30 protein-coding genes are annotated in these 21,634 nt (G+C 67.6%); 12 read left to right on the forward strand and 18 right to left on the reverse strand.

What is annotated here, in order from left to right; all coding sequences use genetic code 11:
* Positions 1–39: 39 nt before the first annotated feature.
* Positions 40–567: a hypothetical protein gene (locus ACZ9YD_RS09395; RefSeq protein WP_465074904.1), complete on the reverse strand. Its 528-nt coding sequence runs from the start codon at positions 565–567 to the stop codon at positions 40–42.
* Positions 568–711: 144 nt separating this feature from the next.
* Between ACZ9YD_RS09395 and ACZ9YD_RS09400 the strand changes: the two genes are divergently transcribed.
* Positions 712–903 (forward strand): hypothetical protein, encoded by a 192-nt coding sequence (locus tag ACZ9YD_RS09400; protein WP_465074905.1) that lies wholly within the window; start codon positions 712–714, stop codon positions 901–903.
* Positions 904–940: 37 nt separating this feature from the next.
* Here ACZ9YD_RS09400 and ACZ9YD_RS09405 read toward each other — a convergent pair whose 3' ends face one another.
* The 4 genes from ACZ9YD_RS09405 to ACZ9YD_RS09420 form a co-directional block, all read right to left on the reverse strand.
* The gene (locus ACZ9YD_RS09405; protein WP_465074906.1) at positions 941–1,384 is read right to left on the reverse strand and encodes a hypothetical protein; all 444 of its coding nucleotides are present in this window, start codon (positions 1,382–1,384) and stop codon (positions 941–943) included.
* Between the two features lie 100 nt (positions 1,385–1,484).
* Positions 1,485–1,904 (reverse strand): hypothetical protein, encoded by a 420-nt coding sequence (locus ACZ9YD_RS09410; RefSeq protein ID WP_465074907.1) that lies wholly within the window; start codon positions 1,902–1,904, stop codon positions 1,485–1,487.
* 183 nt (positions 1,905–2,087) lie between these two features.
* Positions 2,088–2,825, reverse strand: a complete 738-nt coding sequence (locus tag ACZ9YD_RS09415; RefSeq protein WP_465074909.1) for an HAD family hydrolase — start codon at positions 2,823–2,825, stop codon at positions 2,088–2,090.
* 121 nt (positions 2,826–2,946) lie between these two features.
* Positions 2,947–3,324 (reverse strand): EF-hand domain-containing protein, encoded by a 378-nt coding sequence (locus tag ACZ9YD_RS09420; RefSeq protein ID WP_465074910.1) that lies wholly within the window; start codon positions 3,322–3,324, stop codon positions 2,947–2,949.
* Between the two features lie 384 nt (positions 3,325–3,708).
* Between ACZ9YD_RS09420 and ACZ9YD_RS09425 the strand changes: the two genes are divergently transcribed.
* The gene (locus ACZ9YD_RS09425; RefSeq protein WP_465074911.1) at positions 3,709–4,905 is read left to right on the forward strand and encodes a PQQ-dependent sugar dehydrogenase; all 1,197 of its coding nucleotides are present in this window, start codon (positions 3,709–3,711) and stop codon (positions 4,903–4,905) included.
* A gap of 58 nt (positions 4,906–4,963) precedes the next feature.
* Here the strand turns inward: ACZ9YD_RS09425 and ACZ9YD_RS09430 are convergent, their stop codons facing one another.
* Positions 4,964–5,737 carry a lytic transglycosylase domain-containing protein gene (locus tag ACZ9YD_RS09430; RefSeq protein ID WP_465074912.1) on the reverse strand — a complete coding sequence of 258 codons (774 nt, stop codon included), beginning with the start codon at positions 5,735–5,737 and terminating at the stop codon, positions 4,964–4,966.
* Positions 5,738–5,828: 91 nt separating this feature from the next.
* On the opposite strand from ACZ9YD_RS09430, the gene ACZ9YD_RS09435 reads away from it, so the two are divergent.
* Both ACZ9YD_RS09435 and ACZ9YD_RS09440 read left to right on the forward strand, forming a co-directional pair.
* Entirely contained in the window at positions 5,829–6,380 is a 552-nt protein-coding gene (locus ACZ9YD_RS09435; protein ID WP_465074913.1) for an adenine phosphoribosyltransferase, read from the forward strand.
* A gap of 60 nt (positions 6,381–6,440) precedes the next feature.
* Entirely contained in the window at positions 6,441–6,920 is a 480-nt protein-coding gene (locus ACZ9YD_RS09440) for a cupin (protein WP_465074914.1), read from the forward strand.
* 9 nt (positions 6,921–6,929) lie between these two features.
* On the opposite strand, the gene ACZ9YD_RS09445 is transcribed toward ACZ9YD_RS09440, so the two are convergent.
* Both ACZ9YD_RS09445 and ACZ9YD_RS09450 read right to left on the reverse strand, forming a co-directional pair.
* The gene (locus tag ACZ9YD_RS09445) at positions 6,930–7,376 is read right to left on the reverse strand and encodes a hypothetical protein (RefSeq protein WP_465074915.1); all 447 of its coding nucleotides are present in this window, start codon (positions 7,374–7,376) and stop codon (positions 6,930–6,932) included.
* Between the two features lie 62 nt (positions 7,377–7,438).
* The gene (locus ACZ9YD_RS09450; protein WP_465074916.1) at positions 7,439–8,155 is read right to left on the reverse strand and encodes an SOS response-associated peptidase; all 717 of its coding nucleotides are present in this window, start codon (positions 8,153–8,155) and stop codon (positions 7,439–7,441) included.
* 145 nt (positions 8,156–8,300) lie between these two features.
* Between ACZ9YD_RS09450 and ACZ9YD_RS09455 the strand changes: the two genes are divergently transcribed.
* Positions 8,301–8,501, forward strand: a complete 201-nt coding sequence (locus tag ACZ9YD_RS09455) for a hypothetical protein (protein ID WP_465074918.1) — start codon at positions 8,301–8,303, stop codon at positions 8,499–8,501.
* Positions 8,502–8,649: 148 nt separating this feature from the next.
* On the opposite strand, the gene ACZ9YD_RS09460 is transcribed toward ACZ9YD_RS09455, so the two are convergent.
* The gene (locus ACZ9YD_RS09460) at positions 8,650–8,919 is read right to left on the reverse strand and encodes a hypothetical protein (protein ID WP_465074919.1); all 270 of its coding nucleotides are present in this window, start codon (positions 8,917–8,919) and stop codon (positions 8,650–8,652) included.
* A gap of 217 nt (positions 8,920–9,136) precedes the next feature.
* On the opposite strand from ACZ9YD_RS09460, the gene ACZ9YD_RS09465 reads away from it, so the two are divergent.
* Together ACZ9YD_RS09465 and ACZ9YD_RS09470 are read left to right on the forward strand one after the other, a co-directional pair.
* Positions 9,137–9,643: a DUF421 domain-containing protein gene (locus tag ACZ9YD_RS09465; protein WP_465074921.1), complete on the forward strand. Its 507-nt coding sequence runs from the start codon at positions 9,137–9,139 to the stop codon at positions 9,641–9,643.
* A 55-nt stretch (positions 9,644–9,698) separates the two neighbouring features.
* Positions 9,699–10,298, forward strand: coding sequence for a DNA-3-methyladenine glycosylase (locus ACZ9YD_RS09470; RefSeq protein WP_465075515.1), 600 nt, complete (start codon positions 9,699–9,701; stop codon positions 10,296–10,298).
* Here ACZ9YD_RS09470 and ACZ9YD_RS09475 read toward each other — a convergent pair.
* The gene (locus tag ACZ9YD_RS09475) at positions 10,295–10,618 is read right to left on the reverse strand and encodes a thioredoxin family protein (protein ID WP_465074922.1); all 324 of its coding nucleotides are present in this window, start codon (positions 10,616–10,618) and stop codon (positions 10,295–10,297) included. The genes ACZ9YD_RS09470 and ACZ9YD_RS09475 overlap by 4 nt on opposite strands.
* Entirely contained in the window at positions 10,618–11,016 is a 399-nt protein-coding gene (locus ACZ9YD_RS09480) for a host attachment family protein (protein WP_465074923.1), read from the reverse strand. Before ACZ9YD_RS09480 ends, ACZ9YD_RS09475 begins: the two co-directional genes overlap by 1 nt.
* Before the next feature lie 158 nt (positions 11,017–11,174).
* Here ACZ9YD_RS09480 and ACZ9YD_RS09485 point away from each other — a divergent pair, with 158 nt between their 5' ends.
* Positions 11,175–12,356, forward strand: coding sequence for an acetyltransferase domain-containing protein (locus ACZ9YD_RS09485; RefSeq protein ID WP_465075516.1), 1,182 nt, complete (start codon positions 11,175–11,177; stop codon positions 12,354–12,356).
* 27 nt (positions 12,357–12,383) lie between these two features.
* Here ACZ9YD_RS09485 and ACZ9YD_RS09490 read toward each other — a convergent pair whose 3' ends face one another.
* From ACZ9YD_RS09490 to ACZ9YD_RS09500, 3 genes are all read right to left on the reverse strand, one after another.
* On the reverse strand, positions 12,384–12,935 hold the full coding sequence (locus tag ACZ9YD_RS09490; protein ID WP_465074924.1) for a hypothetical protein: 552 nt from the start codon (positions 12,933–12,935) through the stop codon (positions 12,384–12,386).
* A gap of 112 nt (positions 12,936–13,047) precedes the next feature.
* Positions 13,048–13,695, reverse strand: coding sequence for an NAD(P)H-binding protein (locus tag ACZ9YD_RS09495; RefSeq protein ID WP_465074925.1), 648 nt, complete (start codon positions 13,693–13,695; stop codon positions 13,048–13,050).
* Entirely contained in the window at positions 13,685–14,008 is a 324-nt protein-coding gene (locus ACZ9YD_RS09500; RefSeq protein WP_232147848.1) for a DUF6122 family protein, read from the reverse strand. Before ACZ9YD_RS09500 ends, ACZ9YD_RS09495 begins: the two co-directional genes overlap by 11 nt.
* A 187-nt stretch (positions 14,009–14,195) precedes the next feature.
* Here ACZ9YD_RS09500 and ACZ9YD_RS09505 point away from each other — a divergent pair, with 187 nt between their 5' ends.
* Both ACZ9YD_RS09505 and ACZ9YD_RS09510 read left to right on the forward strand, forming a co-directional pair.
* Positions 14,196–15,815, forward strand: coding sequence for a sensor domain-containing diguanylate cyclase (locus ACZ9YD_RS09505; RefSeq protein ID WP_465074926.1), 1,620 nt, complete (start codon positions 14,196–14,198; stop codon positions 15,813–15,815).
* A 261-nt stretch (positions 15,816–16,076) separates the two neighbouring features.
* The gene (locus ACZ9YD_RS09510) at positions 16,077–16,787 is read left to right on the forward strand and encodes a response regulator transcription factor (protein ID WP_465074927.1); all 711 of its coding nucleotides are present in this window, start codon (positions 16,077–16,079) and stop codon (positions 16,785–16,787) included.
* Positions 16,788–16,855: 68 nt separating this feature from the next.
* Here ACZ9YD_RS09510 and ACZ9YD_RS09515 read toward each other — a convergent pair whose 3' ends face one another.
* Positions 16,856–17,020 carry a hypothetical protein gene (locus ACZ9YD_RS09515; RefSeq protein WP_465074928.1) on the reverse strand — a complete coding sequence of 55 codons (165 nt, stop codon included), beginning with the start codon at positions 17,018–17,020 and terminating at the stop codon, positions 16,856–16,858.
* A 202-nt stretch (positions 17,021–17,222) separates the two neighbouring features.
* On the opposite strand from ACZ9YD_RS09515, the gene ACZ9YD_RS09520 reads away from it, so the two are divergent.
* On the forward strand, positions 17,223–17,606 hold the full coding sequence (locus ACZ9YD_RS09520) for a VOC family protein (RefSeq protein ID WP_465074929.1): 384 nt from the start codon (positions 17,223–17,225) through the stop codon (positions 17,604–17,606).
* A gap of 20 nt (positions 17,607–17,626) precedes the next feature.
* Here ACZ9YD_RS09520 and ACZ9YD_RS09525 read toward each other — a convergent pair whose 3' ends face one another.
* Complete coding sequence (locus ACZ9YD_RS09525; RefSeq protein ID WP_465074930.1) at positions 17,627–18,103, reverse strand: hypothetical protein; 477 nt, start codon at positions 18,101–18,103, stop codon at positions 17,627–17,629.
* A gap of 67 nt (positions 18,104–18,170) precedes the next feature.
* Here ACZ9YD_RS09525 and ACZ9YD_RS09530 point away from each other — a divergent pair, with 67 nt between their 5' ends.
* Positions 18,171–19,337, forward strand: a complete 1,167-nt coding sequence (locus tag ACZ9YD_RS09530) for a PQQ-dependent sugar dehydrogenase (RefSeq protein WP_465074931.1) — start codon at positions 18,171–18,173, stop codon at positions 19,335–19,337.
* 83 nt (positions 19,338–19,420) lie between these two features.
* Here ACZ9YD_RS09530 and ACZ9YD_RS09535 read toward each other — a convergent pair whose 3' ends face one another.
* Together ACZ9YD_RS09535 and ACZ9YD_RS09540 are read right to left on the reverse strand one after the other, a co-directional pair.
* Positions 19,421–20,746 (reverse strand): glycoside hydrolase family 2 TIM barrel-domain containing protein, encoded by a 1,326-nt coding sequence (locus ACZ9YD_RS09535; protein WP_465074932.1) that lies wholly within the window; start codon positions 20,744–20,746, stop codon positions 19,421–19,423.
* A 34-nt stretch (positions 20,747–20,780) separates the two neighbouring features.
* On the reverse strand, positions 20,781–21,614 hold the full coding sequence (locus tag ACZ9YD_RS09540) for an amidohydrolase family protein (protein ID WP_465074933.1): 834 nt from the start codon (positions 21,612–21,614) through the stop codon (positions 20,781–20,783).
* Between the last annotated feature and the right edge of the window lie 20 nt (positions 21,615–21,634).

The raw sequence follows: 21,634 nt of genomic DNA on the forward strand, positions 1-21,634 counted from the left end.
CCCGGCATCCGGGCGTCGCGTCTGCGGCGCCCGGATCGCTCAGCCTTCGCGGTCGGGAAACGCGCGGCGCAAGGCCGCGTCCAGGCGGATCGGGCGCGCCCAGCGGTCGAAACTCGACACCAGTCCGCGGCGCACGCGGGTGAATGTCTCCGTGCCGCGGCCCGCTTCCAGCCGCTCCAATACCTCGCGCCAGCCGCCGGCCGGATCGAGTCGCCATTCCCCGACGATCTCGCGGCAGGTCCGCCCCAGCGCATGCGCGGTCGCGCACGCCAGATAGACGTCCGCCGGCCGCGCACCGGCATCCAGCAATCCGGTGACGAAGACGCGCGGCGCGCCCTGGTAGCGCACCAGCTCGTCGACGAACGCGCCGCGATAGCGACCGGCGTAGGTGTTGACGTCGGCCAGCCACGTATCGAGCCAGTCGTCGCCACTCGCCGCCGACCAGACGGCGACCGTCTGCGCCGGTTCCGCTGGTTCCGCAGGCGGCGCACCGGCTGCGTCCTGCGCCAGCGCCGGCATGGCACTGCCGGCCAGCAGCCATGCAATCAGGACGGGGCGGATGTGCATCGGGTGGGCTCCTCGACTGGCCGAACGGTCACGGCGCCCGCGTTGTCCGGAAATAGGTGTCGCGACGCGCCGCATCCACCGCGACGTGCCCGCGACACGCGGTGAACGACCATACCTCACGCCCGTAATTCAAGGACAGCCGTCATGGCCACTTCGCGCCCGCAAGATCGTTCAACTCGCATGTGGCGCTGGAGCATCGGCCTGGGCGTGGTGGTGGTGCTGCTCGGCGCCTGGTGGCTGGCGCTGGACCGGTTCGCTGCGCGGATCGGACAAGATGCGGAGAGCACCATGCGCGAACTGCCGCGCCATGGAGACAACCGCCGGCCGGCGGACTGATCGGCCCTGACGAGCGCCGGGCAGCCGGCGGAATCAATCAGCGCGCAGCAATGACCAGCGTGCCAGGGCGTCCGCCCTGCTGCCACCAGTCGCCGGTGGCGGTCACGCGCAGCGCGACAGCCCCCTTGCGCATCGCCAGATCGTTGCCGACCTGCCCACTTGCGACATAGGCACCGATCACGTCGCGAGGATCCCCGACGCCGCTGAAACTCGCCGCACCTGCATCGATGCGCAGCGTGTCGCCGCCATTGGCCTTGACGCTGACCCGCACGGGTAATGTGCGGCCGTCCGCGCAACGCAATTCGCCGGTGCCACGCGCGGTGCGGTGATGCATCGACCAGTTGCCGGCAGTGAACGCCAGTTCGCAGGTCATCAGCTCGGACGCGACGACGCTTGCGGGCAGGCCGGCGCACAACACGAGCGCAGACAGGACCGCGACGATCGGACGGTGGTTCGGGCGGGTGCGGGGATGGCAACGCATGCACCAACGCTAGCAGAAGCTCCGGACAGACACACGCCGCAGTCGAAGACTGCGGCGTGGCAAATCGCTGAATGCGCGAAGCAGTGACGCGGCAGCGAACTCAGCGCCAGCGGCGGTCGCGCGACCGGTCCTGACGCGGATCGTAGTACTGCACGGTGCAGCGGCCACGACGGTCACAGGTCTCGCGGCGCACCTGCTGCGGATTGCGCCAGCCGTGTGCCGGCGCATGACGTGGCGGGCTGCGGTAATGGCGAGCGTTGTAGCGCTGGTCGTAGCGCGGCGCCGTGCGGTAGTACACCGGACGGCCGCGGTTGTCGTAGGACACGCGCAGCTGATTGTTGTAGTCGCCGCGGTAGTACGGCTGGTTGCCGCGCAACACCACGTCGGCGACATCGACAATGACTTGCACCAGGTCGTCGCTGGACTGGGCGTGCGCCGGCGCCGGCATGATCGCGGCGGCCGATAGACCTGCAGCGAGCAGGCCAGGCGCAAGCCATCGGGTCAGAGGGTTAGTGATCATGTCATCTCTCCAGTGGGCCGCTACCGCAGCGGCCATGGCGCCAACATGGCGGCCCTGGAATGAACAGGCATGCAATTTCACGACACGCAGCTCCAGAATCCCTGCCGCGTAAAGAATCGGTTCAAACTGTAAACGTTTACCGACGATGGAAGCGTTTACGCCGAGCTTGTGAACTGATTCGGATCAAGCACCTCGCAACGCGAATGCGCGTGCCGCGAGCAATGCAACTGCATCCGACAGTGCGGCCGGATCTGCAACCGCGCACATCCGTGCATCGAGTCCAGCGTCGATCTCGGCCTCGGTTTCATGCGCCCAAGTCGTGCGGTACGGCATGTGCACGCCCCATCCACCGAGCGCGAGCACCGGCGCGATGTCCGAGCGCAGCGAATTCCCGATCATCAGGAATTGGCCGGCTTCAATATCGAACTCGGCCAGCAGACGGGCGTAGGTCGGCGGATCCTTTTCGCTGACGATCTCGATGCGCCGAAACAGATCCGACAGGCCCGAATCGCGCACCTTGGCTTCCTGGTGGAACAGGTCGCCCTTGGTGATCAGCACCACGTCGAAATCCTCGGCCACGGCTTCAACCGCGTGACGGATGCCGGGCAGCAGTTCCACCGGATGCCGCAACAGGCCCTTGGCCATTTCGACGATGCGATGCAGGTCAAGCGCTGCGATGCGCCCACCGGTGATCTGTGTCGCCGACTCGATCATCGACAGCGTCATGCCTTTCACGCCGTAGCCAAAGACCGCGATGTTGGCGGTCTCGACCGCATACAGCGCGTCCAGCACGCGCACATCGGCGAGGTCGACGTAACGGCCGACGATGCGCTCGAATTCGGCCTGCGCGTCGTCGAAATAATCCTGGCTGCGCCAGAGCGTGTCGTCGGCGTCGAAGCCGACCATGCGGATTCCGGTCATGCGCCAATTATGCGCTGCACACCGGCCGCATCGTCTGCATGCGCGCACAAAAAGGGCGGCCCGAAGGCCGCCCCATGGGGCGTGATCACATCACGTCGATCACGTCATCCGCGTGCCGGCATCACTCTTCGGCAGCGCCGGCGCCTGCCGCCTGACGGTTCACGAAGTCGCGATACTCTTCCGGCGTGATGAAGCCATCGCCGTCGGCATCGACTTCACTGAAGACCTGCGCAAGGCCTTCGAGGCCCGCCGCTTCGGCCTGGCTCAACTTGCCGTCACCGTCGGCATCGAGATCTGCCCACGTCACCTGGCCCTGCTGAGCCTGCGGCGCTTCGGCCGTGGCGTCCTGCGCATAGCCCTGCGTGGTGGTGGTCGCCGCATCGGTGGTCGGCGGCGCCTGCGTGGTGGAAGAGGTCGGGTCCTGCGCGAACGCCATCGGCATGGCCATGGCAACACCCAGGGCGATCATCGCGGTCAGCGGCTTGCGTGCATTCTTCATGAGCGTCTTCTCCGTATTTCAAAACTTGGGTTTGTTGCGCGGGGTGGTGAGTCGTCCTCGTCGTGGATACCGCACGAGTCCACCTTGCAAGCGCACGAATGAATGGACCAAACGTCACGATCGCCGCTGCTTACGAACGCTTAACCACAACGTGCACTGCACGCTCTAGGCATTCCGTTCATGATGTGTGAGTACGTGCGGACGAAGCGCTTCATGACGGTGATGCGTTGGACGATGCGCGGACGCGCGGTGATCGAACGCGCACAGAGAAACTGCTGAATCGAACACAACGTTTACGAGTCGGTTTTCGACCACGCGTCTAGCAGTTTCCACGAACCTTTATGCGACACTCGGGTTTACCCCGATTGCGCTCTGGAGTTACGCATGACACGCACGCGCCCCCTCGTTCTGACCACCCTCGCCGCTTCGCTGTTGTGGCTCTCGGGCTGCGACGGCAATGCCGCCAACGGCACCGCGACGCAGGACACGGCAGCGCCGCAGGCAGCGACCTCCGACGCGACCGCGGCGCCTGCTGCCGATGCGATCGAAGGCCTGCCGTTCGCGAGCACTGCGATCGCCAGCTTCAACGAGCCGTGGGCCATCGGCTTTCTGCCCGACGGCAGCGTGCTCATCACCGAGAAGAGCGGCGTGCTCAAGCACGTGACGCTGCCCGGCGGCGAGGCGCGAGAGATTTCCGGCGTGCCGGCCGTCGCCAACGCGGGCCAGGGCGGCCTCGGCGACATCAAGCCGCATCCGCAGTTCGCGGAGAACGGCATCGTCTATCTGAGCTATGCGGAAGACGGCGAAGGCGGTCGCGGCGCGGCGGTCGCACGCGCGCGTCTGGATCTCGACGCGGGCGCGCTGCAGGACGTCTCGGTGATCTGGCGCCAGGTGCCCAAGGTCGACGGCAACGGCCATTACGGTCACCGCATCGCGTTCGATGGGGGCGGCAAGCTGTGGATCTCGTCGGGCGAGCGGCAGAAGTTCGATCCCTCGCAGAGCATGCAGTCCAACCTCGGCAAAATCGTGCGCCTCAACGACGACGGCAGCGTGCCGGACGACAACCCGTTCGCCGGCAAGGGCGAGGTCGCGTCGCAGGTCTGGTCGCTCGGCCATCGCAATCCGCTCGGTCTCGCGTTCGATACGCAGGGCCGTCTGTGGAACAGCGAGATGGGCCCGGCCGGCGGCGACGAACTCAACCTCGTCAAGCGCGGCGCGAACTACGGTTATCCGACCGTCTCCAACGGCGACCACTACGACGGCCGTCCGATTCCCGACCACGACACGCGTCCGGAATTCGAGAAGCCGGCGATCACCTGGACGCCAGTGATCTCGCCGTCGAGCCTCGCGTTCTACAGCGGCACGCTGTTCCCGGAATGGACCGGCAACGCCTTCATCGGCGGCCTGTCGGGCCAGACGCTGGTGCGCGTGGAGATTACCGGTGACAGCGCGCGCGAGGCCGAGCGCTTCGCGATGGGCGGCCGCATCCGCGATGTCGCGCAGGGCCCGGACGGCGCGCTGTACGTGATCGAGGACGGCAAGGACGGCCGCCTGATCCGGCTGGCGCCGCGCGAGGGCTGATCGCCCACGCGTCGCATCGAAGGCCGCGGGGAACCGCGGCCTTCGTCGTTCCGGGGTTTCAGATTTCCGGTCGCTCGATCGGATTGCCCAGCGCGGCGCGATACCGCACGTAAAGCGACTGCACCTTGTCGATGTAGGCGCGCGTTTCGGCATACGGCGGCACACCGTCGAAGCGCGTGACCGTGCCGATCCCCGCGTTGTAGGCCGCGAGCGCGAGCGTGCGGTCGCCGTTGTAGCGGCGCAGCAGACCGCGCAGATGCCGCGCGCCGGCGCGGATCGATTCGGACGGTGCGTCCGGATCCACGACGCCGTAATCGGCAATGACATCCGGCATCAGCTGCATCACCCCGCGCGCGCCTTTCGGCGAGATCGCGGTGGCATCGAAGCCGCTTTCCGCATGCGCAATCGCGCGCAGCCAGGCTTCGTCGAGTCCATAGGTCTTCGCGTTCGCCGCGAACAGGGCCGAGTGCGGCATGAGCTGCGGTGCGCCGACATTGCCCAGGCCTTCGTGTGCGGGTTCGCCCGGCGGCGTCTGCGCGGTGAAGCGCAGGTACTCGCGCGAACCCGGCAGCCGTCGCGTGCCGTAGACCATCACGCCGTCCTGCTCGCGCTCGTACAGCACGCCACTGAAGACGCCCATCGAACCCCACAGATTCGGCGTCTGCACCGCGTCGTCGGCAATCTCGCGCGCCTCGCATTTCGAGCCCGGCTCGGGCGCGGTCGACAGGCTCACGGTGCCGCCCTTGACGCAGCGCCAGACGGTGCGCGCTTCGACCGGCGCGGCGGCCGCGAGTGAGGCGGCGAGCACGATGGCCGACCACCGGTGCGACATGGGTTGGAACTGGGGCATGACGGCACCGGAAGCGGGTCGCGGCTGTATACGCCGCGTGGCGTGCACATTGTGTCGGAACGCGTGTGCGGCCATGATCGTCGCCCGCCGAACGAGCCCTCCCACGATGCTGCACTGGTCGTCGCTGATCCGGGACATCCCGGACTTTCCCAAACCCGGCATCGTGTTCAAGGACATCACGCCGGTCCTCGCCGATGCACGCGGATTCGCCGATGCGATCGACGCGATGGCCGCGCCGTGGCGCGACGCGGTTCCCGATGCCTTCATCGGCATCGAATCGCGCGGCTTCATTTTCGCGGCCGCGCTCGCCCATGCACTGGGCGCGGGCTTCGTGCCGGTGCGCAAGCCCGGCAAGCTGCCGGCGCGCACGCTGGCGCACGACTACGCGCTCGAATACGGCAGCGACCGTCTGGAGATGCACGCCGACGCCTTGCCGCCCGGCGCGCGCGTGGTGCTGGTCGACGACATACTCGCCACCGGCGGCACGCTGCGCGCCGCGTTGTCGCTGGCGCGCCAACAGGGTGCGACGGTCGTCGGCGCCGCCGTACTCGTCGAACTGCCCGAGCTCAACGGCCGCGCACGCTGGGACAGCGACGCGCCGCTGCACGTCGCCCTGCAGGGCTGATTTCCCGGCGCGCTGACGCGTCCGCAGGCAGGCTGCCGGCAGATCTGTCCTGAGCCTGAAATGCGCATCGAACATCTGGTCCACGGCCCCAACGACTGGGTGCCGAACAATCCATCGATCGCGGTGCGCGTGTATCGCGGCCTGCGCTCAGCTGATGGCCATGTGCCCGATGCGCCGGCATTCGAGCGCATGTTCGCGTCGCACGGCTGGCCGCCGGACTGGCGCGGCGGCGTCTACGACGATCACCACTACCATTCGACCGCGCACGAGGTGCTGGGCGTGTACGCCGGTCGCGCGCGACTGGAAATCGGTGGCCCGGGCGGCAGCATCGTCACGCTCGAAGCAGGCGACGCGCTGCTGTTGCCGGTCGGCACCGGCCATCGCTGCATCGATGCCGACGCTGCGTTCCGCGTGGCCGGCGCCTATCCCGAGGGACAGGACTGGGATCTGCAGCGCGACGCGCCGGATGCGGCGACGCGCGCGCGCATCCATGCGCTGCCGGCGCCGCCGCGCGATCCCGTCGACGGCGCGCCGTTCTAGCGCGTTGCGTCAGGGCGTTGCAGGCGCCGGCGGTGCGCCGCGCTTGGCCTGTTCGAGTAGCGCCGCGAAGCGCGCCTGCCGCAGCTGGTCGCCGAGCGTCGTGCACTGCGGACCAACCGGGCGAGACGCCAGCTGCGTGCGCATCGTGCCGGCGACCTGATCGAACTGCGCGTCCACGGCCTGCACCGTCGCGGCGAATTCGGGCGAATCCGGCTTGCTGCCCTTCGCGGCGACGTAGTCCGGATTGTTGAGGCGGAACTGGGTCACGCCGGTGTCGAGCGCCTGCGCGCCGGCCGGATCCTTGGCACAGAACTCGCGGAACACCTCGATCTGGCGATCGAAGACATGCGCGCCCATGTAGGCGGCCTGCGCATCGGTGGGCGGGGCCTGGGCGAAGGCGGGGGCGCCGACGGCGGCAAGGGACAGCGCGAGACGGGCGGTGCGCAGGTTCGGCATGGTGGACTCCGGAACGGATTTGGGGGAAGCGCGGACGATAGCGCTGCGATGTGAGATTTCCGTCAGTCCTCGTCGACGTCCCCGTCGGGGTCGAAGTCGTCGTCCGTCTCGTCGGGGGCGTCCGGCGCTGCGGGTTCGAGCAGCGTGTAATCGTCGACATCGCGGCTGCGGATCCGCTTCGAGACGGGATAGGCCTCGAGTTCCGGCTGCGGCGTCCCGGCGATCTGCGCCGGATCGGGCGCCGGATCGGACAGCCAGGCGAGGAGCTTCGAGGCCGGCAGAAACAGCGGACCGTCGGGCGACAGCGGCCGCGGAATCGCGGTGTTCGGCATCGTCAGCAATGCGAACGAGGCCAGCGGCGGCAGCTCGCGCTCCCACAGATCCCAGACGCCGGCTGCGAACAGCAGTTTGCCACTGCGCGCCTGGATGAAATGCGGCACGGGCCGCGTGCCGCTGCGATCCCACTTGTAATAACCGTTCATCGGCACGACGCACCGCCGCGATGCCCACGGCCTGGCATAGATGCGACTCGTCGGTGCGCGATTCAGACGTGCAGTGATGGTGCTGTACGCCGTTTCCGGCAGCTTCGACCAGCGCGGCACCAGCCCCCAGCGCAGCGTGTCCACGGCCACTTCGCCTTCGTGCATCACCAACACGCGCGCATCGCCGTTGGAGGCGATGTTGTAACGCGGCGGCGCGTCCGACAGCGCGTCACCTATACCGGAAGACAGCGCGGCCGGCACGGCATCGGCCGCGATGGCCTGCACGAACCTACGCATCGGCAGGCTCTGGATGAACGACGTGGCGCGCACGATGCGACATGGGCCCAGCCTGCGACGCGACGCGTGAAGCAGGCGCGGATTTCACGCGTGCATGGCGCGGTCGCGGCCACGGTGGTCGCACCACCCGCAACGAGACGACGCCATGCAGATGCCGAATCCTTCGCGCCCCCCGACGCCGCCCGATGACGTGCCCGGCAGCATTCCGCATCCGATGCATGATCCGATGCCGGACCAGCCGGTCGATCCGCCACTGCCGACGCCCGGCGATCCGGAGCGGGATCCGCAACCGATGCAGGACCCGCCCGCACCGAACCAGCCGCAGGATCCGCCGCAGCAATACTGAGTGTGCGCGTCAACGTCAGCGCTGCGCGCGGATGCGCGTGTCGCTTTCAGTCCGCGTTGATTGGACGTACCGCAGACGCATCAGAGCAGTGTCCACAGGAATCGCGCGGTAATGACCCGATCCGCGCCATGCGCGGATGGCATTCGCTCTAGAGCGCGACAGTCGAAACGGTGGTGTCGCAGTTCAACTTCGCGGTCTTCAATGCAGCGGGCGCATACGTGCGCTCGTGTTCGTAACCGCCATCGGCGCCGAATACGCGGACGGTCGCGCCGCGCGCAACGATCAGTGGATTCGCGGCGAGCATGTCGAACGCGGACGAATGCGTGGCGTGGTGCGAAGGTGCGGCGTCGCCGGCAGCGGCGAGTTCCCAGTCGAAGGTGGCGGCGTTATGCCGCAGGGTGAAGCTGAAGGGAGGCATTGCAGGGTGTCCATCGACGGTGAGGAGGCCGCCGGGCACACGAGCATCCTCACACGTGCAGCATGACGACATCGTGTGTGGTGAGCCGCGTCGCGATTTTGGCGCGCGTGCGCACGCCGGATTTTCCAGCGCGGGCCGTGCCGGAGTCCGCATTCACTGACGCGCCACATCGGCTGCGCGATAAGCCGGACACCGGCGTCGCCGGCGGAGACGCCTCATGAATGGTGCATTCGACAGTCTGTTTTCGCTGAGCATGCCGTGGTGGGAATTCGTGCTGCGCGCGATCGTCGTGTACGTGGTTGTGCTGGTGCTGATGCGCCTGACCGGCAAGCGCACCGTCGGTCAACTCACGCCATTCGACCTGCTGGTCGTCGTGCTGCTGGGCAACGCGGTGCAGAACTCGTTGATCGGCGAAGACAGTTCGCTGCTCGGCGGTCTGATTCTCGCGGCGACGCTGCTGGCGCTGAACTCACTGGTCGGCAGATTGTCGGCGCACAGCCGCCGCTTCGACCGTTTCATCGAAGGCGTGCCCGTGATCCTGGCGCGTCGCGGCGAGGTATTCCGCGAACAGCTCACGCGTCAGGCCATCAGCGAGCAGGATTTCGCGATCGCACGCCGCGCCGCCGGCTACGCGACGCTCGGCGAGATCGAACTGGCGGTGCTCGAGACCTCGGGCGAGATCACCTTCATCCCGCGCAAGGACGGCCCGCGCGCCCCGGACTGAGTGGCCATTCGCGCGCGAACCACGCGACTGCGCGCACGCTGCACGCATGCGTCCCCTGCCCCGTCTTTTCTATGCCCGCGATGCGGATGTCGTCGCGCCTGAACTGCTCAACAAGGTGCTGGCGACCGCCGACGGACGCCGCGCGCGCATCGTCGAGGTCGAAGCCTATTGCGGTGGCGACGATTCGGCAGCGCACTCGTTCCGTGGGCCGACGCCGCGCAATGCGGTGATGTTCGGCGCGGCCGGGCATCTGTATGTGTATTTCATCTACGGCATGCACTGGGCGATCAATGCCGTCTGCGGACAGCGGTCCGGGCATGGCGTCCTGATCCGCGCGGCCGAGCCGCTCGCGGGCCTCGACACCATGGCCGAGGCGCGGCGCACGACGACGCCGACGTTGCTCGCGTCGGGCCCAGGACGACTGGCACAGGCGCTGGGCGTGACGCGCGAGGATGGCGGTCTCGACATCGCCCGGCGCACGTCGCGCATCTGGATCGGCGATGACGGCACACGGCCGCCACTGGCACCGTTGATCACGAGCCGCATCGGCATCCGCCATGCGATCGATGCGCCGTGGCGCTTCTGTGTGCCGGGTAATCCCCATGTGTCACGGCATCGCGGACCACCGAAGGCCCGCGTAAAGCGCTTGCGCTAATCCAGCGCGCGCAGCGCTTCGGTGACGGCGGCTGCATCCGCCGGACGCACGACGCGTGCGAGTTCCACGCCATCGCGCATCACGATCAGCGTGGGCCACAGCTTCACCGAGAAGCTGCGGCCGAGCGGACGGCCCTTGCCGTCCTCGATCTTCAGATGTTCGACGGGATCGCGACCGGCGAGCGCAGAGGCGATCGCCGGTTGCGCGGCCTGGCAATGGCCGCACCAGTCGGTCCCGAATTCGATCACCAGCGGCCCACGCATCGCGTCGACGTCATCGCGCGTCAGTGCCGCGTCGCGGTAGCCGCTGGTGGCCGTCATCACGACAGCGAGCGCTGGATGTCTTCGAGCGGCGCGTTGGTCAGATCCTTGGCGAGATCGCCGACCAGACGCTGCTGGGTTTCCTTGTGCAGCAGCGGGCGCACGCGTCCGAGCGTCTTGGCGTCAGCGATCAGCACCAGATGCGCGTACTTGTTCTTCAACGCGCCATCGTTGAGTCCCTTGGCCAGCTGCTTGGCGAACGTGGCCTCGTCGAGCTGCGAGGCACTGGATTCCGACGGCATCGAACCGGACGGGCCTTCGTCGTCGAGGTTCATGCCTTCCAGCAGCGCTTCCTGCTTCAGGGCAATGTTGCGGTCATCGCCGGTGTTGCTGAACACGCGGGCCGAACCGCCATCCGCCACTACGATCAGGGCACCCTTCGGAATCTTCATCGTCATCATCGCCTCTATTTTTATGTGGTCTACGCCGCGATACGGCTGAGCCCAGCCTAGGCAGGCAAATGTGAGCGGCGTGACATGGGAACGTTCTCTGCGCACCCCTGCGTTCAGCACCGATGGCACGCTTGAATCGTTATGTAATAATCTAACGATTCGAGATTTACGGTGCGTCTGTGTCTCCCTACGCTCTTCCCGCCGCGACCTCTGCACGCCTGTCCTCTATCGATCTGCTCCGCGGCACTGTGATGGTGCTGATGCTCCTCGATCATGTGCGTGAGACCTTCTTCCTGCACGTGCAGATAGGCGATCCGGTCGATGTGGCCACTACCTCGCCTGCGTTGTTCGCCTGCCGTCTGCTCGCGCATCTGTGTGCGCCGGTGTTCGTGTTCCTCACCGGCCTGTCGGCATGGCTCTACGCGAGTAAACAGCCGGACGGGCGTCGCGCGGCATCGGCCTTCCTGTTCAAGCGCGGCCTGTTTCTCGTCGTGCTCGAACTGACCCTGGTCAATTTCGCGTGGACCCTCGAACTGCCGCCGCAGACGCTGTACCTGCAAGTGATCTGGGCGATCGGGCTGAGCATGCTGGCGCTCTCGGCGCTGTTGTGGCTGCCTCGCGCAGCCTTAATCGCGCTAGCCGTGGCGATCGTCGCCGGCCACAACCTGCTCGACGGGGTGCGCTTCGAAACCGGACATCCGCTGCACACGCTGTGGGCGGTGCTGCATCAGCGCGACTGGCTGCAGTTCGGCGATGCGCTACGCGCGCGCGCCTCCTATCCGGTACTGCCATGGCTCGGTGTCATCGCGCTGGGCTGGGCGGCCGGACCGTGGTTCGCGCGTGAGGCCCCGGCCTCACGGCGGCATGCGTTGCTGCTCTGGAGCGGGCTTGGCGCGCTCGCCGGTTTTCTGCTGTTGCGCGTGACGAACGTCTACGGCGATGCAGTCTGGGCGCTGCAGGCCGACACGACGCGCACCCTGATGGCGTTCTTCAATGTGACCAAGTACCCGCCGTCGCTGCAATTCGTGCTGCTGACGCTCGGCATCGGCCTGTTGCTGCTGCGGCTCTACGAGTCGCCCGCGCTGGCCCGCTATCTGCAGCCGCTGTCCGCGCTGGGTGCGGCGCCGATGTTTTTCTATCTGTTGCACCTGTACGTGCTGAAGCTGCTGTACATCGGTGCGGTCACGCTCTGGGGCACCAATCGCGGCGCCGTCTTCGGCTTTGACAGCGTGGCGACGCTGTTGGCGATCGCGATCGCGTTGGCACTGTTGCTGCAGCCGCCGACCGCGGCCTTCGCACGACTCAAGGCACGCCGACGCGACATCGCGTGGCTGCGTTATCTCTGAGATCTACCGCGTGCAACGCTGTCGCGATCAGCGCCAGGGCTGACGGCCTTCGGTCCACGACTCGTCGCGCCCGCGACCGGCCGGATACGGGCCGTAGATGTCGTTGAAGCCCGCACCGAAACCGTTGAAGTAGCCACCGGCGCCGTAGCCGCCATATCCGCCGTAGCCACCATAGGGGCCAAAACCGCCACCGTAATAACCCGGACCGTCGGACTGGGCGACGCGCAGGTTGAGCTGCATCGTGTTGATGTTGCCGGCGTCACTGACCGTCTCCTTGCACAGGCTGATGTCGGCGGCATTGAAGTGGCTGTTGCCGCCACGCGATGAATAACCGATGCCGGTGGTGACGCTGCCGGTGACGGTGCGCTCGCTGCCGTCGGGCGCAGTCGGGCAGCCGCCGCGACGCACCAGCTCGTCACCGTAGCGGGCACGGTATTCGGGCGTATCGGTGCGCGGACCGGTGTACGTGCCGCCGCCGAACGCCGCCTCGCCGGTGAACATCGGCTGCGACGGCAGACTCAGGTCGACGCCATCGTCGTCCGCCGCGTGCGCCATGAACGGCATAGCGAGCAGGGACATCCACAACACTGAGCTGATCCGCATGGCGAGGCCTGGTCCGGTTTCGAGGGCGGGCAGCGTCGGCCCGGAGTTCGACGCTAACACCACGCGCTTGAATCAGTGCTGGCTGTGTTCAGGCCAATGCGGCGGCATCGATGATGCGGCACCCGGGCGCAGCGGCCAGAACGTGGTCAGCGAGTGCGTCGGCAATGCGCGACGCTGGACTGATGCGCCAGCGCTTCGGCAACACCGGCGCGAGCGCGCCGAGCACCCCCGCAGCAGCGCGTTCGGCAGGCCGCGCCTCGTTGCGATCGCCGCCGATCAGACCCGGACGCACGAGCGTCAGCGACGGCCAGCCCTGCGCCTGCAGCGCGATTTCCAGTTCACCCTTGACCCGGTTGTAGAAGAACCGCGACTGCGCATTGGCGCCCATCGCCGAAGTCAGTGCGAACGCGCTGGCGCCATGTCGGCGCGCGAACGCCGCCGTGGCCAGCGGATAGTCGAGGTCGACACGGCGGAACGCCTCGCGCGAGCCGGCCACGCGCATCGTCGTGCCGAGCGTGCAGATCACCGCGTCGACCGACCACAGCGCTGCGTCGTCGGGCAAGGCATCGAAATCTACGACCGGTGTTAGCAGGCGTCCATCGCGACGCGGCAGCGGGCGCCGCACTGGCGCGATCACGCGCGCGACGCGCGGGTCCGCCAGCAGCCTGTCCAGTACATGCCCGCCGACGAGACCCGTGGCACCGACCAGCAACACGCGCGCACCGTCAGCCGACATGACGCATCCATACGCAGTCGATCGCATCGAGCGCGATGTGCACCAGCAGGCCGATGCCGAACAGCCGCGTGCGCTTGGGCACCGTCAGGCCGGCGTAGACCGCGATCGCCGGCGCGGTGTGCAGCGGATGGAAGCCGATGCTGCAACGCCCCGGCGCGTAGATCGGATCGGCCAGCAGATGATCGATGTCGATGATCCACCCGAGCATCAGCAGTGCCCAAGCCCGGCCGAAACGCTCGCGCCAGAACAGCCAGGCCAGCAGCGCCGGCACGGCGGCATGCAGCAGCAGATGGAGGATGGCGCGGACACCCATGGGCGGCGATCGGTTTGACGGAAGCCGGACAGCTTAGACCCGCGCGCAATGACGGTCATCGCGGACGCGTGGGCGTGCGGCTCAAGAAATACCGACCGCGGCCGTTACACTTTCCGAAGCTCCCATTCCGGGAGACAGGGTGTCTTCGGCGCAAACAACCATGAGGCGACGGCGGGATTGGCGGTCGATGGCCAGGTCCATCGCGGTGGGAACACTGGTGTGCATGCTGGCGGCCTGCGGGCAGCTCGGCACGGCTGCGCCTGTGCTCACCGGAGCACCGGCGCTCGTCTCCGATGCGCAACACGAATGCGTGCATGTGCATCGCCCGGGCCGGCAGGTGCTGCAGTTGCCGGCGCCCGAAGGCGGCTGGCCCGGCCATCCACAGGCGGTCGTGGTGCTCAACGCCTTGGCCGGCGAAGTCGACATCCGGCACGGCCAACGCGACCGCTGCGGCACGCTGGCCGATGCGCGCACGCTCGATTCGCGCTTCCGCGCCGGCGTCGGCACGGTGCTGGTGCCCGATGCCGGCGACACCGCGCCGATCGAGATCGAATACGACGCCAACCCCCTGCCGCTGTGGCGGCCGATCGTGCAGTTGGGCGAACCGGCGCCGGTGCAGCGCGGAGACATCGGCCGCTTCGCGATCCGCGTCGCCTCGCTGGCCGTCGTGCTGACGCTGGTGATGTCGGCGCTGCTGAGTTTCGTCGCCACGCGCGAGCGCGCGTTCCTCACCTACGCCACCACGGTGAGCGTGTTCGCGACCTGGCTCGCACTGCTGTCCGGCATGTGGGCGTGGCCGCGGCCGTGGCTGCCGATCGCGGGCTTTGCGGTCGAAGCGATGGTCGGTCTGGCGGTCGCGCTGGTCGGTGTGACCACGCTGGCGCTGGTGCGCCAATCCTGGCTGCGCCGGCGGCTGCCGCAGGTCGAGCGCAGCGTACGCTGGGGCGCGCGTGCGCTCGTCATCGCCGGCCTGTGCGCGCCGCTGCTGCCGCCCGTCGCGCTGGCCGCGATGTCGGTCGCGACGGAAGTCGGTTTCTATCTGCTGGCGCTGGTGTTCGCCGGAGTCGCGATCGTGGCTCTCGTGCGGCGTCGCGAGGGCGGTGCGTCGCTGCTGGCCGGCGTGCTGCCATTCCTGGCCGTCGCCGCGCTGGAAGCCTTCGCGCCGATGACGCTGGCGCTGTGGAAGGTCGAGGCCTACATGCTGTCGGGCGGCTGGCTCGCGCTGACGTGCAGCATGGTGCTGACCCTGCGCCTGGGGATGCTCCGCCAGCAGCGCGACGAGATGACGCGCCTGGCGCAGACCGATTCGCTGACCGGTCTGCCCAATCGACGCGCGGCGCTGGAAGAACTCGAACGCAGTATCACCGTCGCCCGCGCGAGTGGTGCGCCGTTGACGGTGGCCTTCCTCGATCTGGACCACTTCAAGCGCATCAACGACCGTTACGGCCACGAGTGCGGCGACCGGGTATTGCGCCATGTCGCGCACGCGCTGCGCAGCGCATTCCGCAGCGCGGATCACGTCGCGCGCATGGGCGGGGAGGAGTTTCTGGTGATCCTGCCGGGCGCCGATCCCGATCACGCGCGCATGCGGGTCGACACGCTGCGCGCGATGCTCGCCAGCACCGGCGTCGTGCTCGACAAGCCCGGCCTGCAGGTCACGCTGAGCGCCGGCATCAGCGCGCTGCGCACAGACGATGCCGGGGGCGATGCGCTGCTGCAGCGCGCCGACACCGCGATGTACGCGGCCAAGCATGCCGGGCGCGACCGGACCGAACTCGAAGATCCGCATCCGGCACTGGTCGACTGACCGGCGCCGCGCTGCGTTCTTCGCCTGCGGCGCACAACCGCCGAGCGCGGCGCAAGATCGGGCGCCGCCGCATCTGGGAACCCCTGGCTAGGTGCAAAGAAGACGCCGTATCCGTCGTATGTTCGGCGCGCAGGACCCAGCTCCAACCCGACGCCATCGACCGGTCCGGCTATGTGCGGAAACGCACATGGGTTTTCACCGGATTTCCACCGCGTTGATGCGAGCTTCGCGAACCTTAATTCTGTAGTCCGGAGTCGTTCCATGGCGCACCACAGCCCCGGCGGTCTGATCCTGCTCGTCGAGGACAACCGCAATATCTCCGAACCGGTGGGCGAGTTTCTCGAAAGCCGTGGTTTCGAAGTCGACTATGCAGCCGACGGACTGGATGCGGTGAATCTCGCTACCGAGATCGCATTCGACGTCATCGTGCTCGACCTGATGCTGCCGCGCCTGGGCGGACTGGAAGTCTGTCGCCGCCTGCGCACCGAGCATCGCAGCACCACCCCGATTCTGATGCTGACCGCGCGCGATTCGCTGGAGGAGAAGATCGAAGGCCTCGAAGCCGGCGCCGACGATTATCTGACCAAGCCGTTCGACATCAAGGAACTCGAAGCGCGTGTGCGTGCGTTGATCCGTCGCGACCGTCGCGAAATCGGCGCGAGCGTGCTGCAGATCGCAGATCTCGTGCTGGACCCGTCCTCGCTGCGCGTGCAGCGCGGCGGACGCGAGCTCAACCTCGCCCCGATCGCGCTGAAGATTCTGACCATTCTGATGCGCGAAGCACCGCGCGTGGTCAGCCGTCGCGAGATCGAGCAGGAAATCTGGGGCCTGACGCTGCCCGATTCCGACACCCTGCGCAGCCATCTCTACAACCTGCGCAAGGCGGTCGATCGCGACCAGGATGTGCAGTTGCTGCACACCATCACCGGCGCGGGCTATCGCGTCGCTGACCTGGACAAGGCCGTCGCCTGATCCGGTTCGCGTGACGCTCCGCAACCGGAGCGTCACGCTGTGTCATACGTCGGCGTACGAGACGCCGCTTATTCCTCTTCTTCGCTGCCGCCGGGCGTCTGACGCTGCGGCGCCTGACGCGTCGCATCGTCCTGACGATCATTGCCCTGCTGGCCGGGCGACTGGCCGCCCTGCTGACCCGGATTGTTCTGGGACTGCGCCTGCTGCTGCGGCTTCTGGTGCTGATTGCTCATGGGAGGCTCCAACGGCGGGAATCGCCGTACGCGCACCCTCCGCCGGTGCTCGTGAGTCGTTCGAGACGAACGGGCATTCAGTACGCACGCGGCCCCGTCTGTTGCCATCGATACAGGCAGCTGTCTGCGCGTTGCTTCGGATTGCCACTTCAACTTCACGACTGCAGGCGCTTGATACCGGTGAGCCATCGGAGACATCGCCATGCTGCAGGACTTCCCGATCTACAGTTATCTGCCCGCACGCGACGTTGCGCGTGCGCGCCGATTCTACGAAGACACGCTGGGGATGCACGCCAGCGAAGAGACCGCGGGCGGCGCGACCTATCGCTTCGCGGGCGGCACCGCGTGCTTTCTGTATCCGACGCCGAACGCCGGCACCTCGAAGGCCAGCCAGGCGTTCTGGCGGGTGCACGACGTCCACGCGGTGAAACGCGCACTCGAAGCGCGCGGCGTGGTCTTCGAGCGCTACGACATCGACGATGACGCCGGCGCCTGGGACGACGGCGTGTTCACCGGCGGCGGCGCGAAGGCCGCGTGGTTCAAGGACAGCGAGGGCAACATCCTCGCGTTGATCGAAGCGGTCTGATCGGCACGCCCGCGTCGTGATCAGTAGCGGCTGCGCCGCGCCCGCGTCCACCAGGCGAACGCGGCGCCGGCAAACAGGCTGCCAACCGCCATCGCCAGCAATCCGCTGATGCCGCGCGTCGCGTCGATCAGCACCGGCATCGGCGCGACCGCATCGACGACGCGCACCGCTGCAATCAAGCCGACACCGGCGGCGAGCGCGTAGACGGGCACGCGCGCCTGCGGCCAGACGCGCACCAGCAGGGCGGCGACGAGAAATGCAGGCAGCCACGCCGCCAGCACGATGCCGGCATAAGCCGGGCCGAAGCCCACGAGATCCTGCAGCGTCGTCAGCCCACGTACCTGCAGCGGAATGTCGACCTCCAGCGCCGCCAGTGCCTGCAGATTGAACTGCGTCTGCACCACGCTGCCCCACGCGGTGGCGAGCAGCAGCGCAGCGAGAAACGCGGCGATGCGCCGGCCCCATCCGATGGTGCGGGGCGTGCGGGACATCGTCATCGGCAGGTGTCATGCAGCATCATTGACGCGATGATGCCGCAGTCGCGGCGCCGAATGTGGAGTGTGCATGTCGATCGCGTCCCCCCGCCTGCCGTTGCCGCGTGTCACACGCAGGCCGTTCGCGCGCATCGGCATCGCACGCATCGCAGTCGTGTCGATGTTGCTGGCCGGCGCCGCGATGGCCGACACGCGCGACTACCGCGTGGAGACCGTCGCCGGCGGACTGGACCATCCGTGGTCGCTCGCGTTCCTGCCCGACGGCCGCATGCTGGTGACCGAACGCGCGGGCCGCCTGCGCATCATCGAACGCGGCAGCGATGGCGCATTCGCGCTGCGCGGCGCACCGGTCGACGGCGTGCCGCCGGTGCTGGCGATGGGACAGGCCGGCCTGTTCGACGTCATGGTCGATCCCGGTTTCGCGCAGAGCGGCCTCGTCTATCTGTCGTTCGCACACGGCACCGCGGATGCGAACCACCTACGCATCGTGCGCGCACGCTTCGACCGCACGCGTCTGCACGACGTCACGCCGGTGTTCACCTCGCAACCGGCCAAGCGCGCCGGCCAGCACTTCGGCGGCCGCATGGCGCTGCTCGCCGACGGCACGCTGGTCACCGCGATGGGCGACGGCAATCTCAAACGCACCGACGCGCAGCGTCTGCATACGCACCTGGGCAAGTCGATCCGCGTGCACACCGACGGCCGCGTGCCGCGTGACAACCCCTTCGTCGGCCGTGACGGCGCCCTGCCCGAAATCTGGTCGATCGGCCATCGCAATCCGCAGGCGATGGTGCGCGTCGGCAACGTGCTGTATTCGAACGAGCACGGCGCCAAGGGCGGCGACGAACTCAACGCGATCACGGCCGGCGCGAACTACGGCTGGCCGATCACCACCGACGGCGTCGACTACACCGGCGCGCGGGTCACGCCCTATCGCACCTGGCCCGGCATCACCGCACCGATGACGCACTGGACGCCGTCCATCGCGCCCTCGGGCATGGCTTGGTACGACGGCGCCCTGTTCCCCGCATGGCGCGGCAGCCTGTTCGTGTCGGCGCTGGCCGAACGCAGCGTGCGTCGCGTGCCGATGGCCGGCGGCATACCCGGCACGCAGGACATCCTGTTCACCGAACTCGGCGAGCGCATCCGCGATGTGCGCAGCGGGCCGGACGGCGCGCTGTATCTGCTGACCGACAGCGCGAGCGGACGTGTGTTGCGGATCGTGCCTACGGACTGACCCATCCTGGACGCGCGATGGCGCGCTGCCGGGAAATTCCGACCGCGCGCAGGCGCGCGCCTACAGGCCTCGATCGTTCACTCCTACGCGGGCGGCGGACCGACATGGAATGGAACGTTCGCGTAGGCCGCATGGCCCTGGCCGTCGCGGACCTCGACGAACAGGCGATACGCGCCTGGCTGCGTCGGCGCAGAGAACCGCAGGTCACCAGCCGCACTTTCGGCCAACCGCAACGGCACCTCCGGCGGCAAGGTCTCCGGATCGCCACCGATCGACGTTGCCCGGCTCTCTTCGCGCACGATCCAGCGGTAGACGAGCGGATCGCCATCAGGATCGGTCGCGAGCACCTGCGCGCGATGTCCGGCATCGGGCGCCAGCACCACGCTGTCGGTAGCGACGCGCTCGTCAATGCGCAACGGTGAAATAGCCGGCGCACGATTCGCCGGCCAGTGCCCGGTCCACAGCTGCTGCATCGCATCGACACCCGGCGTGGATTCGCCGCCGGACAGGAACAGGCCGTACCAGGTCGGCGTGCGCTCCTGCTTTTGCCCCCACAGGAACACATAGGACCCGAGCCCCTGCGCGGCATCGGCCTCGATGATGCGCGTGTAGCGATCGACCAGCAGCGCCGCCTTGCGCGACGCGTCGTCTTCGACCGGCGCACCCCAGGACGTCAGCGGGCTTTCCCAGTGACCGGTCGGGCCCCACTCGGTGACGACATAGGGCCCGTCCCAGCGCGCAGCCTCGAGCTTGCGCGGCAGATCGACGATGTCGCCATAGAGCTGCACACCGATCAGATCCAGCGACGGCGCGCGCGTGCGCAGCAGATCGGCGAGCGCGGGGTCGAATCCGGCCAGTGGCGTCATCACCGGATGGTTCGGATCTTCGGCGTGGATCGCGCGCGTGATCGATTCGACCGCATCCCAGACCCGCGGATCGCGACCTTCGAGATTCAGTTCGTTGCCGACCACCCACATCAGCACCGCGGGGTGCTCCTTGTAGGCGCGAACCTGTTCGAGCAGGCGCGCCTGTTGCGCCGCGATCGCGGCGACGTCGCCGAAGTCGAAGCCGTGCCGTTCCTTGCCGACATGCAGACCCATCGCGACCATCAGCCCGTTGCGCTGCGCGCGATCGAGCATCGTGCGCACCTGCGCGGCGTCGTCTGCGGTGTGCCAGGTCCGGAACGAATTCGCGCCGCGCGCGGCCAGCGCTTCCTGGTCGCCGTCCTGCAGACCGGCACCGCGAATGCGGAACGGTGTGCCGTCGACCTGCAGCTGATGGCCATCCGCCGTCGTGACGACGCGGACGACCGAAGGTCCATCATCGGCAGCAGCCACGGACAGGCAGCTCACGCACAGCACCAGCAGCGTAATTGCGCGCCATGCGCGGGGAAATGCGGCTCGTTTCATCATGGATTCCTGGGCGCGGACGGGTCGCGTCGGGTCAATCGGCAAGGCCGAACAGCGTGCGCGCACTGCCGACCCGGACCTTCGTCTTCTCTTCATCGGTCAACGGCAACTGTTCCAACGCATCGAGGTTCTGCTTCAGTGTGAACTGGGGGAAATCGGAGCCGAGCAGCAGGCGGTCGATGCCGACATTGCGCATCGTCCACACGAATTCCTCCTCAAGCGGCGAGCCCGGAATCAACGTGACGATCGCCGACACATCGAAGTAGATGTTGTCGGCGAGCAGACCGTCGGATGTACGCGCGAGCGGCAACAGATTCCAGAAGCGGAATTCCAGCGCGCCCATGTGGGTGAACACGAAGCGCGTGTTCGGCGCCTGGATCGCCAGATCGAACAGCTTCTGGTTTTCGGCCGGCGTCACGTTGGCATCGTCGAACAGCACCACCAGCCCCAGTTCGCCGGCGCGCTGGCAGGCCGCGATCACGCGCGGATCGGCGGCATCGAGCTTCTGCGTGTGCGAATGCAGCTTGATCGCACGCATGCCCAGCCCCGCGATGCGTTCGAGCTCGGCGATCGCCACCTCACCGTCGTAGGGATGCACCGAACCGATCGGCACGAAATCGGCATGCCGCTTCGCCAGCGCAAGCAGCTCGTCGTTCTTCTCGCGCGTACGATCGATCTGACCCGCGTAGGCCATGAAGATGCCGCCGAATCCGGCGAGCGCGATACCGGCTTCGTCGACCTGCGCGCGATATTCCGCGACCGACGTCGCGCCGTTCCAGATGTGCACATGCACATCGAACACCTCATCGGCCGGGAATGCAGCGGTGGGCAGACCCAGCAGACACAGGGCGATCGGCAGACATTTCATCCGCGGGCTCCTCCGGAAGT

It is taken from the genome of Luteimonas sp. AC640a (assembly GCF_979256585.1).